The sequence below is a fragment of the Pseudomonas sp. TAE6080 genome (assembly GCF_018732265.1).
GTDB lineage: Bacteria > Pseudomonadota > Gammaproteobacteria > Pseudomonadales > Pseudomonadaceae > Aquipseudomonas > Aquipseudomonas brenneri.
In genome coordinates this window covers 149548-164677 of the sequence record NZ_JAHIDY010000004.1, presented here as the reverse complement: position 1 = coordinate 164677, position 15130 = coordinate 149548, and the positions used below count along the sequence as shown (strand labels likewise).

The following is a 15130-nucleotide window of genomic DNA, read 5'->3' as shown; positions in this document are numbered from 1 at the left end:
ACAGCCCCGATCTCCACGATCTAGCCATTGCTGATCACACAGGAATGGCGCGATGTTGGCTCCGATCTGGCTGCGCGCCGCGCATCGCGGCGTGCCCACTTTTCTCGTGACGGCCCTTGTACTGGGTCAGTCCTCGATGGCGTTGGCCGAGTCCCCGGCGCAGCGTCAGGAGTTGGTCGCAGCGCTGCGCCAGCTCGACGCGCTGGAGCGCACCGTCGCCGACAGCGCTACGCATGCCCCCATCCAGCCGGGCGAGCGCTACCACTTCGATTACCCGAGGCTGCTGGCTGACCTGGCGCGCGTGCGCGCCGGCATCCAGGCCCATCTCACACCGTCGCGCGCCCAGCCGCGCGACGCCTCCGAACTGATCGGCGACTACCGCACGGAGCGGGTCGTCCCGCCATCACCGCCGACGACCACGGAGGGCAAGCCATGAACGGCGCCCAGGTCTCGGCATTTCAAGCCAACAGCGGCATCGCGCCTTCAGCGATGGCGACCGTCCTGGTCGGCGTCGTGTTCGCGGTCCTGCTCGTCTGGGGCGTCTGGGCCATGCGAACGGCCTACGTGGGGTGGTCCGAAAGCCGCCTCAACCAGCGCCAGTTCCTCGGCGTCTGCATCCGATTCGTCGCGATGTACCTCGTCCTGACTTTCTTCCTCCTCTCCTGACCTGAAAGGCATGACCATGCAAAACTGCATCCTCACTTCCCGTCTTGCCCAGCGCGCCACCGTGGCCCTGGGCACCGCAGCGCTGCCCGCCCTGTCGTTCGCGCAGGGTCTGCCGCAGTTGGAGAACCCGACCCGCGGCACAGGCAACGGCATCATGGAAACGATCCGCAACTACGGCTACGACATCATCATGCTCGTGGCTCTGCTGGTGGTGGCGTCCATGTTCATCGGCGTGTGCTACCACGCCTACGGGACCTACGCGGAAATCCACACAGGCCGCAAGACGTGGGGCCAGTTCGGCCTCACGGTCGCCATCGGCGCCGTCTTGCTCGTGATCGGCATCTGGCTGCTCACCGAAGCCACCGGCATCCTGTAAGCGAGGCCGGTATGTCCGAGCAGCAGCACGTCCGTGCGGACGGGACGGTCACGTTCCTTCCGCACCGGCTCAATCGACATCCCGTTGTGGTGCGCGGTCTCACCGCCGACGAGTTGTGGATCTGCTGCGGCCTGTCCGGCGCCGCCGGTCTGCTGGTCGGCGCACCGCTGTCGTGGGTGTTCCGCACGATCGCGCTAGCACCCACGTTCGTCGTCCTGGGCGTGGCCTTCGGCGTGTTCATCGGCGGCGGCATTCTTCGCCGCCTCAAGCGCGGGCGTCCCGACACCTGGCTGTATCGGCAACTGCAATGGCGCATTGCCACACGCCATCCGCTGATGGCGGGCTGGGTAGGCGGCCATGTGCTGATCTCGCGCTCCGGCTTCTGGACCACCCGAAGGAGCGCACGATGAGCCGCTTCAAGAACGAGATCACCCACCTGCAGGCGCACATCAAGACGCTTCGCCTGGGTGCTGGCGCCCTGATCATCGTCGCCCTGGTCATGGGTGGCGGCTGGTGGAGCGCTCCCCGCGATCTGACCATCCACGTTCCGCCTGACCTGCGCTCCGGCAGTACCAGGAAGTGGTGGGAAGTGCCGCCCGAATCGGTCTATGCGTTCACGTTCTACGTGTTCCAGACGCTCAACCGCTGGCCGACGAATGGCGAAGAGGACTACGCGCGCAACCTCCACACGCTCTCGCCGTACCTCACCCCATCCTGCCAGGCCTTCCTGCGCGCGGACTACGACTACCGCCGCAGCACGGGCGAGTTGCGCCAGCGCGTGCGCGGCATCTACGAAATCCCCGGCCGCGGCTACGGCGACGACCCCACGGCCCGCGTGCGCGTGGTTTCCGACCGCGACTGGGTAGTGACGCTGGACATCACCGCCGACGAGTACTACGGCGCCGAGCAAGTCAAGCGCGCTCTGGTGCGCTATCCCGTGAAGGTCACGCGGGTGGACGTCGATCCTGCCCGCAACCCGTTCGGCCTGGCGCTCGACTGCTATGAGGGCGCGCCCCAGCGCATCAGCACGCCGGAGCCGACGCGCCCGGCGTCTGGTGGCCTGTCTCCGCAAGCGCCCCAAGGAGAAACCCCATGAAGCATCCTGTACTCACGCTGCTGGGGCTGTTGGCCGTGGCCGCGGCTCCTGCTGTCCAGGCGGTGGAGATCCTGCGCTGGGAACGTATGCCGTTGGCGGTGCCGCTGAAGGTCGGCCAGGAGCGTATCGTGTTCATCGACCGCAACGTCCGCGTGGGCGTACCCTCGGGCGTCGGCGAGCGCCTACGGGTGCAGAGCGCGGGCGGCGCGGTGTACCTGCGCGCCAGCGAGCCGATCGAGCCCACGCGGCTGCAATTGCAGGACGCCGACACGGGCGCGCTGATCCTGCTGGACATTGCGGCGGAGCCAGCCAAGGACGGCGAAGCCGAGCTGGAACCAGTGCGCATCGTCGAGGGCAACAGCACCCCGGCGCGCTATGGCGATCAGCCCGGCGATGACAACGAAGCTCCGGCGCGCGCCCAGGACCAGGCAGGTGCGCGGGCGGCGCGACGCGAGACCCCGGTGCCGGTTGTCCTGACGCGCTTCGCCGCGCAGAACCTCTACGCTCCGCTGCGCACTGTGGAGCCGTTGCCCGGCGTCATGCGGGTGAACCTGCGTCGTGACCTCGACCTCGGCACGCTGATGCCGACGCTGCCCGTGCGCGCGGTCGCGCTCGCGTCGTGGCGTCTGGAAGACCAGTGGGTCACTGCCGTGCGACTGACCAACAACAGCAGCGGCTGGATCACTCTCGATCCGCGCATCCTGCAAGGCGATTTCCTCACCGCCACCTTCCAACACGAGGCACTTGGCCCGCGTGGCACGCCCGAGGACACGACCGTCCTGTACCTGGTGACGCGCGGGCGCGGCCTGGCGCAATCGCTGCTACCGGCGATCAACCGCTTCGACCCGGCCGTGCATCTCCCGCAACCGGAAGACCGCAAGGAGGCCCGCCATGCGCAGTAATGGACTCCTGAAGTGGCTGATGGTCCCGGTTGCCTTGCTGGTGCTGTTCGTTGCCATCCGGCTGTTCTCGGGTGGCAGCAGTTCGGCGCCACCGGCCGCGGATGCCGGTGCCAAGCTCACGCCAGCGGAAATGAAGGCGTTGGGCATCGAGGGCGATACCCCGCGCGACACCGTGGCGACGCTCGTTGCCCAAGTGAAGCAGTTGCGCACCGAGCTTCAGACCGCGCTCTCGGACAACAAATCCCAGCGCGAAGAAAACCAGCGACTGCGCCAGCGCGAGAACTCCATTGATCAGCGCATCAATTCGGCCCTCGACTCCGAGCGTACCAACCTGCGTCGCGACCAAGAGCAGGCAGCCAGCGCGCGCCAGCAGACCGAAGGGTTGCTTGCCGACCTGCAGCGGCGTCTGGACAGTATCGGCGGACGTGGCGGCGGCCATGCCGACCTGCCGGTGGGTCTGGGGCTGCGCGACGGCGACGAGGCCGGCATGGAAGGCGGCGTGCGATGGGTCGAACCCGACGATGCGAGGAAGGCCGAGGGGCGGAACAGCAGTCGTGGCACGGGTAGCGGCATGAGCTTCCCGACGAGCTTCGGCCCCGCGCAGAGCACGTTGGAAACCACGGCGGAAACCGTGGCGAACGCGGGCGCACGCGCAGCAGGCGTCAAGAGCGCCAAGGCGGTCTATACCGTACCGACCAATTCGACGCTGATGGGGTCGGTGGCGATGACGGCGCTGATCGGCCGCGTGCCGATCGACGGAACCGTTAACGATCCATACCCCTTCAAGGTGTTGGTCGGACCGGACAACCTGACCGCCAATGGCATCGACATTCCCGACGTGGCCGGTGCCGTGTTCAGCGGCACCGCATCGGGAGATTGGACGCTCTCGTGCGTGCGCGGCCAGGTGCGCAGCATCACCTTCGTCTTCCACGACGGCACGATCCGCACCATCCCCGAAGACCGCGACGGCAACCAGCAGAACAACCAGCAGCGAGACGGCCTGGGCTGGATCAGCGACCCATACGGCATTCCCTGCGTCAGCGGGGAGCGGCGCAGCAACGCCCAGCAGTACCTCGGCTCGCAAGCCCTGATTACCGCCGCCGGTGCCGGCGTCGCTTCGCTGATCGACAGCGACAGCGGCCAGATGTCCTACGTCGGCGCCGACGGCTCCATCGGGAGCGTCGGCATCTCGGGCAATGAAGCCGTGGGCCGCATCCTGGCCGGTGGCGTGCGCGACATGGCCGACTGGGTGAACAAGCTATACGGCCAGGCCTTCGCCGCCGTCTATGTCCAGCCCGGCGCGAAGGTCGCCGTCCACCTCGAAAAGCCGCTTGCCATCGACTTCGATCCCGAAGGCCGCAAGGTCGATCACCGCGCAGGAGAAAGCCATGCTCTCGAACTTGAATAAGGGCCTGGCGCTGGCCCTCGCCGTCGCGGTGCTCGGCGGCTGTGCCACCAGCAAGGAAAAGCTGCTCCCGCACGGCGACAGCACGATGATGGACATCTGGCAGCAGAACGCCGGCGACGGCAGCGGTGGCGCCGGCCAGGTGGCGCGCAGGCAATTGCTCGATGCACGCCAGAGCCTGCGCCGGCCGCTGACCGAGGCCGACGTGGAGGCCGCGCCCGCCGAACAGATGCGCTACACGCGCACGGCGCGAAACGAGGTCTATCGCCAGTTCCACCGCCTCCCGAACCCCGATCTTGTCATGTATGTGTACCCGCACCTGGCGGGTACCGACCCCGTGCCTGTTCCGGGCTACACGACAGTCTTCCCCCTGTACCAGCGCGTGCAGTACGCCATGCCGGGCGAGCGCGTGGAGGACTACTGATGCGCTGGAAACTCCCTTGGCCGAAGCTGGCTGCATCCGATGGTGGCAATGACGAGCAGCCGGACGGCTGGCAGCGCCACGTCGAGGCGTTGCGCCAAGCCGGCATCGCCGAACCCGGAGCGACGATCCAGGGCCGCAAGCCGGCGACCGTGGCGGACGAGCAGGCGCTGTACGACGTCGCGCAGTCGTTCGCGGAGCTGCTGCCGTGGGTGGAGTTCCTGCCGCCGTCGAAGTCCATGCTGCTGGAGGACGGGCAATCGGTCGCAGCCTTCTACGAGCTGGTCCCGCTGGGCACCGAAGGTCGGGAGCCTGGCTGGCTCGCGCATGCCCGCGATGCGCTCGAAAACGCGCTCCAGGATTCGTTCGATGAGCTGGACGAGAACCCCTGGGTGCTCCAGCTCTACGCCCAGGACGAACCCAGCTTCGACCAGTACATGCAGACCCTGCGCAACTACGTGCAGCCGCGCGCTCGCGGCACAGCCTTCACCGAGTTCTATCTTCGCTTCTTCGGCCACCACCTGCGCGCGGTGGCCAAGCCCGGCGGCCTGTTCGAGGACACGGTGGTCACGCGGTTGCGCTGGCGCGGCCAGACGCGGCGCGTGCGCATGGTGGTCTATCGCCGGGCCACCGGCCAGGCGAACCGCCGTGGCCAGACACCCGAGCAAATGCTGAACATCGTCTGCGATCGCCTTTGCGGCGGCCTGGCGAACGCCGGCATCCAGGCCCGGCGCATGGTCGCGGCCGATGTTCACGACTGGTTGCTGCGGTGGTTCAACCCACGCCCAACGATGCTCGGGCCAAGCGCTGAGAATCGAGAGCGCTTCTATGCGCTGGCCCGCTATCCCGACGAGGTGGAGGAAGGCGAGATCGAGCTGGCGAGTGGTCGGGATTTCAGCCAACGGCTGTTCTTCGGTCAGCCTCGCTCCGATGCCGGGCACGGTACCTGGTACTTCGACGGCATGCCGCACCGTGTGCTGGTCACCGACCGACTACGCATGCCGCCCGGTACGGGACACCTGACTGGCGAAACCCGCAAGGGCGATGCGATCAACACGCTTTTCGATCAGATGCCCGAAGACACCACGATGTGTCTGACCATGGTGGCGACGCCCCAGGACATCCTCGAATCGCACCTGAATCACCTGGCGAAGAAGGCTGTCGGCGAAACACTGGCATCGGAGCAGACGCTCAAGGATGTGCAGGAGGCGCGCTCGCTCATCGGCAGCGCGCACAAGCTCTACCGCGGCACGCTGGCCTTCTATCTGCGCGGGCGCGACGAAGCCGAGCTTGACAGGCGCGGCCTGGACCTCGCCAACGTGATGCTCAACGCGGGGTTGCAGCCCGTGCGCGAGGACGATGAAGTTGCGCCGCTCAACAGCTACCTGCGCTGGCTACCGTGCTGCTACAACCCTGCGCAGGATCGGCGGAACTGGTTCACCCAACTGATGTTCGCCCAGCATGTGGCGAATCTCTCGCCGGCGTGGGGACGCAGCCAGGGTACGGGCCATCCGGGCAACACGTTCTTCAACCGCGGTGGCGGGCCGATCACGTTTGATCCGCTGAACCGCTTGGACAGGCAGATGAACGCCCATCTGTTCCTATTCGGCCCCACCGGCTCGGGCAAGAGCGCAACGCTCAACAACCTCTTGAATCAGGTCACGGCCATCTACCGGCCGCGGCTGTTCATCGTGGAAGCCGGCAACAGCTTCGGCTTGTTCAGCGACTTCGCCAAGCGCCTGGGTCTGACCGTAAACCGGGTCAAGCTGGCTCCTGGCTCAGGCATCAGCCTGGCGCCGTTCGCCGACGCTCGCCGGCTGATCGAAACGCCCAGCAACGTGCAGACGCTTGATGCCGATGCACTGGATGAAGAATTGCCAGCCGATTCCTCGGTCATGGAGGAGGACGAGCAGCGCGACGTGCTGGGTGAACTGGAGATCACGGCACGGCTGATGATCACAGGCGGCGAGGACAAGGAAGAAGCCCGGATGACGCGGGCCGATCGCTCGCTGATCCGCCAGTGCATCCTCGATGCCGCCGAACACTGCGTGGCCGAGAAACGCACGGTGCTCACGCGCGACGTGCGCAACGCGCTGCGCACGCGCGGCCAGGACCCGACGCTGCCCGAGATGCGGCGCGTGCGGCTGCTGGAGATGGCGGACGCGATGGACATGTTCTGCCAAGGCACGGACGGCGAGATGTTCGATCGCGATGGCACGCCGTGGCCCGAGGCCGACATCACGCTGGTGGATCTCGCGACCTATGCCCGGGAGGGCTACAACGCGCAGCTCTCCATCGCCTACATCAGCCTGATCAGCACGGTGAACAACATCGCCGAGCGCGACCAGTACCTGGGCCGTCCGATCATCAATGTGACCGACGAAGGCCACATCATCACGAAGAACCCGCTGCTCGCGCCCTACGTTGTAAAAATTACAAAAATGTGGCGCAAGCTAGGGGCCTGGTTCTGGCTGGCTACACAAAATATCGACGATCTGCCGCGTGCCGCGGAGCCCATGCTCAACATGATTGAGTGGTGGATCTGCCTGTCGATGCCGCCCGATGAGGTCGAGAAGATTGCACGCTTCCGCGAACTCTCGCCCGCGCAGAAAGCGCTGATGCTCTCGGCGCGCAAAGAAGCGGGCAAGTTCACCGAGGGCGTCATCCTTTCCAAGAGCATGGAAGTGCTGTTCCGTGCCGTGCCGCCCAGCCTGTACTTGGCGTTGGCGCAGACCGAACCCGAAGAGAAGGCCGAGCGCTACCAGCTCATGCAGCACTACGGCTGCACCGAACTGGAAGCGGCCTTCAAGGTGGCCGAGAAGATCGACCAGGCGCGCGGCATCGAGTCGCCGGCCTTGGAACTGTCGTAAGACGGAGAACGCCATGGAACAGAAACGTCCTTCCATTCCGATGCAGGTCCAGGCGTTCCGCCGCCGCAACGGGCGGCCCCGCTGGCCCTGGGCATTGGTTGCTGTGCTGGTCGCGCTGCTGCTGATCTGGCTTGTGCCGAGGTCGCCCGGCGAATCCCCGCCGCAGCCGCCCACGCCGGTCAGCATGGCACCGGTGGCCGGGCCGCCCTGGCTAATGGGCAACCCCAAAGGCCGTTTCACGCTGACGCTCTATGCCGACCTGGAGTGCCCGTTCTGCCGGGAATATTTTCCGCAGCTCAAACGGTGGGTGGGCACCAACGCCGACGTGGCGCTGCAATGGCACCACCAGCCGCTAGCCGCGCACGAGCCGGCCGCGTCGGCCGAGGCACGTCTGGCCGAATGCGCAGCCGAAGCTGGCGGGCATGCCGCGTTCTGGCAGGCGGTCGAATGGGTCTATGCCCACACGCGCAGCGACGGCCTGGGCTTGCCGGATGGCTTGCGCTACCCCGAATCGACGCCAGCCATCGAGCAGTGCATGTCAAGCGAAAGGTCCAGTGCCGCTATCCGCGCCCAGGCCGCGGAAGCCACCAAGAGCGGCGTTACCGCCACACCGTCACTGCGTCTGCTTGATCGCGAGACGGGCCAGGCCATCCTGCTGCAGGGACCAATCGAGGGCGACGCCTTGTTGTCTGCCATGGACATGCTGACGGCTGACGGTCCGACCGGCACACCCACATCCGAAATGCCTGCCGACGTCGTCGGCGACATGCCCAGGTAGCCCCGGTCTTCAAGGCTACGGCGCAGTCCGCTGCGCTGACCGCAACCCGTTCGCCTCGCATCCTGGTCGCGAACGATCGCCGCTGCCGCGGTGATGGATGCACCTTGTTCGTTCCCTAGGAGGGCTGGCCCTCCTAGGGCGCGCGCCCTCCGATCTCACCGTCTGGAGGTTCGCCATGTCTTTTGTCGTCAACGACTCCTGCCCGGAGTCGCTTTCCGTCACCGCTGCCCAACACGAGGACTGGATCATCCAGCAAGCCATCGTGCTGCTGGAGAGGCGGGTTTTCAAAGCTGGACCGTGCCTCAGCCGACCGGCCGCTGTGCGGGACTATCTGCGCGTGAAACTGGTCGCTGAACCCAACGAGATATTCGCCGCTGTGTTCCTGGACAGCATGCACCAGGTGCTGGCCTACGAGCCATTGTTCAGGGGCACGATCAACTCGACTTCTGTTTATCCACGTGTCGTCGTACAGCGTGTGCTGGAGTTGAACGCCGCCGCGGTGGTCTTCGCGCACCAGCACCCCTCGGGCATCTCCGAGCCGTCGAGCGCGGATCGTGTGCTGACCCAGCAACTGCAGGCCGCGCTGGCGCTCATCGATGTACGGGTACTGGATCACATCATCGTAGGCCAAGGTTCCCCGTTCTCCTTTGCGGAGTCAGGCCTGCTGTAACGGTCGCATTGCTTCATTGATCCCCGCGGAGGCTTCGGCCTCCGTTTTTTTATGGCGCGGGACAAGCAGGTATGCGGGCAGCCCGCGATGCGCATTGTTTGTTGGGGTGGCATCGGGTTCGCGTTTGACTATGGCCCTGATCAACTTTCGGGGCACGCGACATGCCGGCATCCTTTTCCACGTTCGCGTCGGGCTGGCGAACCCTTGGTCTCGTCGTGGCGCTGCCGGCGTCCCTGGCCGTGTTCAGCCCCGTCGCCTTCGCAGCCGACGTACTGGTCGTCACCGACAGCCACCACCCGGTCAAGACCATGGGCGGCGAGCGGCTGATCGAGCTGGACGAAGCCCGCCGGATTGAAGCGGAGCTTTCTGCGGAACTGCCCGCCGCCCCCGAACAGGCGGCGGCCACCGTCAAGCGTCGGCTGAGCCAAGGCGGCGCCGACCTACAGCGCCGCATCGCTTCCGCATACCAGGGCGTCACCGACGCATGGAGCCTGGGCATCACCAGCATCCCGGCTGTCGTGGTGGATCAGCGCTACGTGGTCTATGGCGAGCCGGATGTGGCCCGCGCTGTCGCGCGCATCGAGCAGCGTCGGAGGACCCAGCCATGACGCGACCATTCGACCTGATGCGCCGCATGCGGGCCGGCGTGGCTTCCTTGCTGCTGCTCAGCGCCACGGGTAGCTACGCCTTGAACACCACCGCCATCGTTGCCTCGGTGGCCTCGCCCGATTGCTTGGAGTACCGGGTGGTAGGTATCTGCTACTGGCTCTACTGCACCTGGGGAGGATGCACGGTGCGCACCTCTGTCAAGGTGCGCCACTACATCCCCGATGCGGTCGTCTCCAGCTACAGCAACACGGGCGAGAACCCGTGGGTCGAAGTCCGGGCGATGAGTACGGCCAATCCGTCCGCCCAAGCGGGGGGCGATGGAACGACGAACGAGGATCACGAAAACAATCTTGCGAAATTCAAGAACGCCGACGTGATCGGCCATCCCGGCGTCGAGGTGTTCAACCAGTTTGTTTCGTCCTCGGGCTACTTCTGCGAGGGCGCAGGAACGGCATTCATGCCGTATCTGCTCAGCACCTTGGACACGCTTGCCTGGCGCTACAACGTGCCCGAGATGGCCTACCCGGAGGCATTGATTCCCGGCATGCGCGAGGTCGGCGCACGCACCACGATGAACCTTTGGGGCAACGTGTATCCCCGCGGCGGCTTCCTGCACCAGACCGACGACCACAAATCGGGGGCCGTGGTGGCCCAGCGTGCGGGAGATATCGTCACTCGCCGGGGGCAGTTGCACGTGTACCAGCCGCTGCTTGCCAACGCCCGCGATGGCTACTGGCCCGCCGGCGCGCTGATGGAGGGTGATGCCTCGACTGGCAAGTGGCAGGAACTCACGCCCGTCCTGTCCTCGTCTTGCACGGTTTTCCCACGCACCGGCTTCCTGACCCAGGCCCAGCAAGGCGACTACGCCTGGGCACTGTGGCGGCCGTATGCCTGCTGCGAACGCCGTGGACAGGTGTTCCTTGGAAGCGTTGATTTCCTTTGAGGTGCCGCGATGAAGCGTTTCGACTCTATGCAGTTCTCCCCTCCGGCTCGTGGCAAGAGGATCTGTTTGGCGCTCACCGGCGCGTTGGTTCTGGCAAGCGGCGTGGCCTGGGGCCAACTGGGCTACCAGACCAGCGGCAACGTCATCGGCGATGACGTCATGTACTCCATCGGCGGCGGCAGCGCCGTTTCGATGGGTCGCGCAGCCGGCATGCGCTCGCTCGGCGTGGGTGTCGGCTGGAACAGCAATCTGATCTGCGGTGACATGAGCATCCAGACCACGTTGAAAAATCAGCTCAACGGCGTGACCAATGGCTTTCAGCAGATCATGTCCTCGGTGATCCAGAGTGCTACGAGTGCTGTGGCCTCCCTGCCGGCGTTGATCATCCAACGGGCTGATCCGGGCCTCTACAACCTGCTCACCAACGGCGTTCTGCAAGCGCGGCTGGATTTCGACCGCTCGAAGCTGACGTGCCGCGCCATGGCCGAAAAGATGGCCGAAACGGCCGGCGGCCAGCTCGGCTGGAGCCAGATGGCAGAGGGGTTGGCACTGCGCGATGCTGTTTCGAGCACGGATGCCGTCTCGGCCGTCGAGCAAGCCGAGACGCGCCGTGGCAACGACGGCGTGCCTTGGGTCGGGGGAAGCAATGCCGGCGGCTCCGGTCAGCCCGCGATCAAGGTGGTCGGCGACGTCACCCGCGCGGGCTACAACCTGGTCAATGGCCGCGGTGTGACCGACACATCGGCAATCGCACCGGCAAGTTGCGCGAGCCTGTCGTGCCAGACCTGGACCACGCCGCAAGCGGCCGTCGAGTGGGCGACGCGGGTGCTCGGCGAGAAGGAGCAGCGCACCTGCGACGCCTGCACCAAGACGGAGACGGTGCCCGGCGTCGGGCTGACGCCGCTGATCCAGGATGAGTACGATGCCAAGCTGCAGGCGCTCCAGGACCTGGTCTCCAAGGCGAAGAACACGACGCCCGAAAACCTGCGCGAGGCCGGCAGCGCGTCGCTGCCCATCACACGCGGAGTGATCGAGGCACTGCGCGACGAGCCGGACCAGCACCTGCTGTCGCAGCGCCTGGCGTCCGAGGTTGCGCTGGCGTCGGTGCTGGAGAAAGCGCTACTGCTGCAACGCACGCTGCTGACCGGCAAGAAAGAGCCCAACGTGGCGGCCAACCAGCTCGCCGTGGAAGCTGTGAACCACGAGAGCGACACGCTCGATCGCGAGATCCGCAACCTCAAGACCGAGCTGGAGCTGCGCCGGGAGCTGGCAAACAATTCGCCCATGGCGATCATCCAGCGCCACGGCACGCGCGCGGCGGGCTCGCGTGGGATCTACGAAGGCGATCCGGTGCCTGACCGCCTCGATCAGTTGCAGAAGGGCAATCCGGGAGGCCGGCCATGAGCCCGATGCGTGCGGCCTGGCTGCGCCCGCGCTGGCTGTTCAGCCGGCGCGCAGCAAAGGCGCTGCTGTGGACGGTGGTACTCGCGGCCGTCGCCGTGTGCGCCAACATCGTTGGCATCTACCTCGTCGGAAGCGTCGCAGGCTGGGAGCGTTGGCTGGCGGCAGCAGCGGGCTACTTCCTGGTCTGGCGGCTGTGCCTGTACGGCGCGACGGCCTACGGCTGGGTCTGGATGCGTCGCCGACTGCTGGCGCGCGAGGACGACGCGCAAGCGCGGCGCCGCCTGGTGCGCAGCGAGATCGCCGGCGTCGTTGCCATCGTGGCGCTTGAAGCCAGCCTGTTGATGCAGGGCTGAGGGGAGATCCGAGCCATGACGCTTTTCGCGACCGACTACCTGGAGTACTACCTGACCCTGGTTTCCTGGATCGTCAACAACGGCATCTGGGCGGTACTGGTATCCAGCGGGGTATTCGCACTGCCCTTCGTGGCGATCATCGTGCAGGAATGGCTCAAGGCCCGTGGGGAGGGTGCAGACGAAGGCAATAAGGGCGTGCTCTCGGCCGCACGCATTGAGAACCGGGTGTTCGTCGCCATCGTGGTCGTGATGTTCGCCGGCATCCCCTTCATCGACGTGGACCTCAACACCATTCAGTACGACAGCTCGCGCTCGGCTCAATGCCAGGTCAGCGTGCCGCAGCCCACGGATACCGGCTGGTCCCAGTCCTTCAGCACCATCAACAACCAGAGTGCCAAGGTGCCGGTCTGGTGGGCATTCATGCACGCGCTCTCGCGCGCCGTCACCAGTGCCTCGGTGGCAGCGATCCCGTGCGGAACAGACCTGCGACAGATGCGCATGGAGATCGACGCTACCCGCATCAACGACCCGGTGCTGGCTCAGGAAGTGGCCGATTTCACACACGACTGCTACGGGCCAGCACGCGCTAAATTGTTCATGGCGCGACCGGAGCTGGACGAAGCTCAAATGAACGACGTGACATGGATCGGTTCGAGGTTTTTCACGGACACCGGCGGCTACTACGACAGCTACCGCTCCAGCACGGCGCGCGAGTCATGGCCCTATGACGACACTCGCGACGCAGGGCTTGCGCAGGTGGCCAGTGGCGGCGGCTACCCGACTTGCAGGCAGTGGTGGGCCGATGGCAGCAACGGCCTGCGAGCACGGCTGCTGAGCCAGGTGGACCCCAGCCTGTTGAATCGCTTGGCGGGCTGGGCCGGGTTCCTCAGCCGTACCGAGGTGGACGATTCGGTGGTCCGTACCATCGCGTCACCGCGACAGCAGAAGCTCAACCAGGGTTCGGTCTATACCGACTACGGCGGCCAGATCGACAAGACCCTGCCGAACATCGTGACGCGGGCCACGGGGGACGTAGGAATGGCGGTCGGGGCACTTGCCGCATTCCCTGCCATGGACGTGGTGCGCCAGGCGCTGCCCATGGTGCTTGCCTTGCTCAAGATGGCGCTGGTCATCTGCATCCCGCTCGTGCTGGTCGTCGGCACCTATGACCTGAAGACGGTCGTCACCGTCAGCGTCGTGCAGTTCGCGCTGTTCTTCACCGATTTCTGGTTCCAACTCGCTCGCTGGATCGACAGCACCATCCTCGATGCGCTCTATGGGTGGGGCTTCGGCTGGAACCGGCCGCACACTAACTTCGATCCGCTGGTGGGGTTGAACAATGCCTTTGGCGACCTGCTCCTGATGTTCGTCATGGGCACGATGTTCCTGGTCTTGCCGGGTTTTTGGCTTGCGAGCCTTACTTGGGTTGGGATTCGGGCTGGACACGTCATCCAAGGGCTTTCGGATGGCAGCAAGAGTGCCGGCCAAGCAGGCGGTAAGGGCGCTGGGGCCCTTACCGGAGGTAAGCTGAAGTAGCGCGGCGCCGGTCAGTCGTCGGTGTACAACTCGTGCGACGTATCGTTGTACAGGTTGGGATCGTAGCCCGGCGTCTTGCGCAGTTCGGTGAGGTCGGTGAAAGGCCACTCGTCTTCATCCGAGGTATTGGCAGCAGCAGCCCATCCCGCCACCACGACTCCCAACAACACGAGTGCGAACCAGAAGGCGACGTAGAGCAGCGCGCCCAGCACAGCCAGCTTGACCGCCCACAGCAGCACTGTGGCACCAACCGAAGGCACCCCTTTGACCATCAACCAATTCGATACCCGCCGTTCGCCACGCGCATAGGCACGCCATACACGGCCAAATGCGCGGCCGATACGTTCTGCGGTGCTGGTACGAGTTGTGGTGTTCATGGTCGTCTCCTGCTACTGAGGGATGTCTATTCCAGGGTGCTCCACTTCATTCCGTTTCAGGCTTCAATGTGTTTTCTCGCTGCTTCAGGACGCTTCGTCATCCGGTTCCACCGGGCCCGGGTCGGGTTCCACGCCGATGCGGTAGGTGGCAACGAAACGCGGCCAATCCACATGGTCAACCAGATCGATGTCCTCGATGACGCTGACCTTCGCTCCCGCACGCTCGAACAGGGCGATGCTCTTGGCGGGATAGTTGTTGCGCGACGGATAGAGCACTCCGTCGAACAGAGGTTGGCCGTCGTCGCCGACCATCGCATGCACCTGAGCGGACACCTGCTGCGTGTGCGTGTAGTCGCGGCTGGCCAACTGCTCCAGGTTCAGGCCAAAGTAGCCCGCCATGACGCTCGGTGCCGTGAGATCGGCCAGAAGCACGTCGGCCACCACCCCTACAGCGCGCACCATCCTGCCCTGGACTTCTTTCAATGCGATCGAGCGCTTCGCGTCATCAAGCCACTGATGCTTGTGAAACACCGACTCCATCAACGCCGTGGGCAGGTCGCGCCCCAGGTAGAGCACGCCGTAGGCTCGGGCCGGGTCGTCGTAGCGATTGGTGCTGCTGCGACCATAGTACAGCGGGCTGCCCCGATAGACGACGCGGCTCACATGCTGGAGCAGTTCACCGGCATCGATCAGAAAAGAAGGCAGCTCGTGGTTCATGGCAGTC

Annotated in this window: 18 protein-coding genes; 16 read left to right on the top strand and 2 right to left on the bottom strand. The window is 65.5% G+C overall.

Features of this window, described 5'->3' with window-relative positions:
- Positions 1–52 precede the first annotated feature (52 nt).
- From KL786_RS05425 to KL786_RS05350, 16 genes are all read left to right on the top strand, one after another.
- Entirely contained in the window at positions 53–436 is a 384-nt protein-coding gene (locus KL786_RS05425; protein ID WP_009459674.1) for an integrative conjugative element protein, RAQPRD family, read from the top strand.
- Positions 433–666 (top strand): TIGR03758 family integrating conjugative element protein, encoded by a 234-nt coding sequence (locus KL786_RS05420; RefSeq protein WP_009459672.1) that lies wholly within the window; start codon positions 433–435, stop codon positions 664–666. Before KL786_RS05425 ends, KL786_RS05420 begins: the two co-directional genes overlap by 4 nt.
- A gap of 16 nt (positions 667–682) precedes the next feature.
- Positions 683–1042 (top strand): TIGR03745 family integrating conjugative element membrane protein, encoded by a 360-nt coding sequence (locus tag KL786_RS05415; protein WP_009459670.1) that lies wholly within the window; start codon positions 683–685, stop codon positions 1040–1042.
- Between the two features lie 11 nt (positions 1043–1053).
- On the top strand, positions 1054–1452 hold the full coding sequence (locus KL786_RS05410) for a TIGR03750 family conjugal transfer protein (protein WP_009459668.1): 399 nt from the start codon (positions 1054–1056) through the stop codon (positions 1450–1452).
- Positions 1449–2138 carry a PFL_4703 family integrating conjugative element protein gene (locus KL786_RS05405; RefSeq protein WP_009459666.1) on the top strand — a complete coding sequence of 230 codons (690 nt, stop codon included), beginning with the start codon at positions 1449–1451 and terminating at the stop codon, positions 2136–2138. Before KL786_RS05410 ends, KL786_RS05405 begins: the two co-directional genes overlap by 4 nt.
- Positions 2135–3040, top strand: a complete 906-nt coding sequence (locus KL786_RS05400) for a TIGR03749 family integrating conjugative element protein (RefSeq protein WP_009459665.1) — start codon at positions 2135–2137, stop codon at positions 3038–3040. Before KL786_RS05405 ends, KL786_RS05400 begins: the two co-directional genes overlap by 4 nt.
- Positions 3030–4448 carry a TIGR03752 family integrating conjugative element protein gene (locus KL786_RS05395; protein ID WP_009459664.1) on the top strand — a complete coding sequence of 473 codons (1419 nt, stop codon included), beginning with the start codon at positions 3030–3032 and terminating at the stop codon, positions 4446–4448. The genes KL786_RS05400 and KL786_RS05395 overlap by 11 nt, the downstream gene beginning before the upstream one ends.
- Positions 4429–4869, top strand: a complete 441-nt coding sequence (locus KL786_RS05390) for a TIGR03751 family conjugal transfer lipoprotein (RefSeq protein ID WP_009459662.1) — start codon at positions 4429–4431, stop codon at positions 4867–4869. Before KL786_RS05395 ends, KL786_RS05390 begins: the two co-directional genes overlap by 20 nt.
- A complete protein-coding gene (locus KL786_RS05385; protein WP_019726341.1) occupies positions 4869–7736 on the top strand; it encodes a conjugative transfer ATPase in 2868 nt (955 codons plus the stop codon). The genes KL786_RS05390 and KL786_RS05385 overlap by 1 nt, the downstream gene beginning before the upstream one ends.
- A gap of 13 nt (positions 7737–7749) precedes the next feature.
- Positions 7750–8514: a DsbA family protein gene (locus tag KL786_RS05380; RefSeq protein ID WP_009459652.1), complete on the top strand. Its 765-nt coding sequence runs from the start codon at positions 7750–7752 to the stop codon at positions 8512–8514.
- Between the two features lie 175 nt (positions 8515–8689).
- Positions 8690–9184 (top strand): RadC family protein, encoded by a 495-nt coding sequence (gene radC, locus KL786_RS05375; protein ID WP_009459650.1) that lies wholly within the window; start codon positions 8690–8692, stop codon positions 9182–9184.
- A gap of 161 nt (positions 9185–9345) precedes the next feature.
- Positions 9346–9792 (top strand): TIGR03757 family integrating conjugative element protein, encoded by a 447-nt coding sequence (locus tag KL786_RS05370; RefSeq protein ID WP_009459649.1) that lies wholly within the window; start codon positions 9346–9348, stop codon positions 9790–9792.
- Positions 9789–10736, top strand: a complete 948-nt coding sequence (locus KL786_RS05365) for a TIGR03756 family integrating conjugative element protein (protein WP_019726343.1) — start codon at positions 9789–9791, stop codon at positions 10734–10736. Before KL786_RS05370 ends, KL786_RS05365 begins: the two co-directional genes overlap by 4 nt.
- A 27-nt stretch (positions 10737–10763) precedes the next feature.
- On the top strand, positions 10764–12140 hold the full coding sequence (locus tag KL786_RS05360; RefSeq protein ID WP_425311487.1) for an integrating conjugative element protein: 1377 nt from the start codon (positions 10764–10766) through the stop codon (positions 12138–12140).
- Positions 12137–12493 (top strand): hypothetical protein, encoded by a 357-nt coding sequence (locus KL786_RS05355; RefSeq protein ID WP_009459645.1) that lies wholly within the window; start codon positions 12137–12139, stop codon positions 12491–12493. Before KL786_RS05360 ends, KL786_RS05355 begins: the two co-directional genes overlap by 4 nt.
- Positions 12494–12508: 15 nt before the next feature.
- Positions 12509–14029 (top strand): conjugal transfer protein TraG N-terminal domain-containing protein, encoded by a 1521-nt coding sequence (locus KL786_RS05350; protein WP_019726345.1) that lies wholly within the window; start codon positions 12509–12511, stop codon positions 14027–14029.
- 11 nt (positions 14030–14040) lie between these two features.
- On the opposite strand, the gene KL786_RS05345 is transcribed toward KL786_RS05350, so the two are convergent.
- On the bottom strand, positions 14041–14406 hold the full coding sequence (locus tag KL786_RS05345) for a DUF3742 family protein (protein WP_009459638.1): 366 nt from the start codon (positions 14404–14406) through the stop codon (positions 14041–14043).
- A gap of 84 nt (positions 14407–14490) precedes the next feature.
- Entirely contained in the window at positions 14491–15123 is a 633-nt protein-coding gene (locus KL786_RS05340; RefSeq protein WP_009459636.1) for an RES family NAD+ phosphorylase, read from the bottom strand.
- Positions 15124–15130 lie beyond the last annotated feature (7 nt).

What these genes read in the sequence shown, in the direction of transcription:
- KL786_RS05425 (WP_009459674.1), top strand. Translation starts at nt 53, where the DNA reads ATGTTGGCTCCGATCTGGCTGCGCGCCGCGCATCGCGGCGTGCCCACT.
- KL786_RS05420 (WP_009459672.1), top strand. Translation starts at nt 433, where the DNA reads ATGAACGGCGCCCAGGTCTCGGCATTTCAAGCCAACAGCGGCATCGCG.
- KL786_RS05415 (WP_009459670.1), top strand. Translation starts at nt 683, where the DNA reads ATGCAAAACTGCATCCTCACTTCCCGTCTTGCCCAGCGCGCCACCGTG.
- KL786_RS05410 (WP_009459668.1), top strand. Translation starts at nt 1,054, where the DNA reads ATGTCCGAGCAGCAGCACGTCCGTGCGGACGGGACGGTCACGTTCCTT.
- KL786_RS05405 (WP_009459666.1), top strand. Translation starts at nt 1,449, where the DNA reads ATGAGCCGCTTCAAGAACGAGATCACCCACCTGCAGGCGCACATCAAG.
- KL786_RS05400 (WP_009459665.1), top strand. Translation starts at nt 2,135, where the DNA reads ATGAAGCATCCTGTACTCACGCTGCTGGGGCTGTTGGCCGTGGCCGCG.
- KL786_RS05395 (WP_009459664.1), top strand. Translation starts at nt 3,030, where the DNA reads ATGCGCAGTAATGGACTCCTGAAGTGGCTGATGGTCCCGGTTGCCTTG.
- KL786_RS05390 (WP_009459662.1), top strand. Translation starts at nt 4,429, where the DNA reads ATGCTCTCGAACTTGAATAAGGGCCTGGCGCTGGCCCTCGCCGTCGCG.
- KL786_RS05385 (WP_019726341.1), top strand. Translation starts at nt 4,869, where the DNA reads ATGCGCTGGAAACTCCCTTGGCCGAAGCTGGCTGCATCCGATGGTGGC.
- KL786_RS05380 (WP_009459652.1), top strand. Translation starts at nt 7,750, where the DNA reads ATGGAACAGAAACGTCCTTCCATTCCGATGCAGGTCCAGGCGTTCCGC.
- radC (WP_009459650.1), top strand. Translation starts at nt 8,690, where the DNA reads ATGTCTTTTGTCGTCAACGACTCCTGCCCGGAGTCGCTTTCCGTCACC.
- KL786_RS05370 (WP_009459649.1), top strand. Translation starts at nt 9,346, where the DNA reads ATGCCGGCATCCTTTTCCACGTTCGCGTCGGGCTGGCGAACCCTTGGT.
- KL786_RS05365 (WP_019726343.1), top strand. Translation starts at nt 9,789, where the DNA reads ATGACGCGACCATTCGACCTGATGCGCCGCATGCGGGCCGGCGTGGCT.
- KL786_RS05360 (WP_425311487.1), top strand. Translation starts at nt 10,764, where the DNA reads ATGCAGTTCTCCCCTCCGGCTCGTGGCAAGAGGATCTGTTTGGCGCTC.
- KL786_RS05355 (WP_009459645.1), top strand. Translation starts at nt 12,137, where the DNA reads ATGAGCCCGATGCGTGCGGCCTGGCTGCGCCCGCGCTGGCTGTTCAGC.
- KL786_RS05350 (WP_019726345.1), top strand. Translation starts at nt 12,509, where the DNA reads ATGACGCTTTTCGCGACCGACTACCTGGAGTACTACCTGACCCTGGTT.
- KL786_RS05345 (WP_009459638.1), bottom strand. Translation starts at nt 14,406, where the DNA reads ATGAACACCACAACTCGTACCAGCACCGCAGAACGTATCGGCCGCGCA.
- KL786_RS05340 (WP_009459636.1), bottom strand. Translation starts at nt 15,123, where the DNA reads ATGAACCACGAGCTGCCTTCTTTTCTGATCGATGCCGGTGAACTGCTC.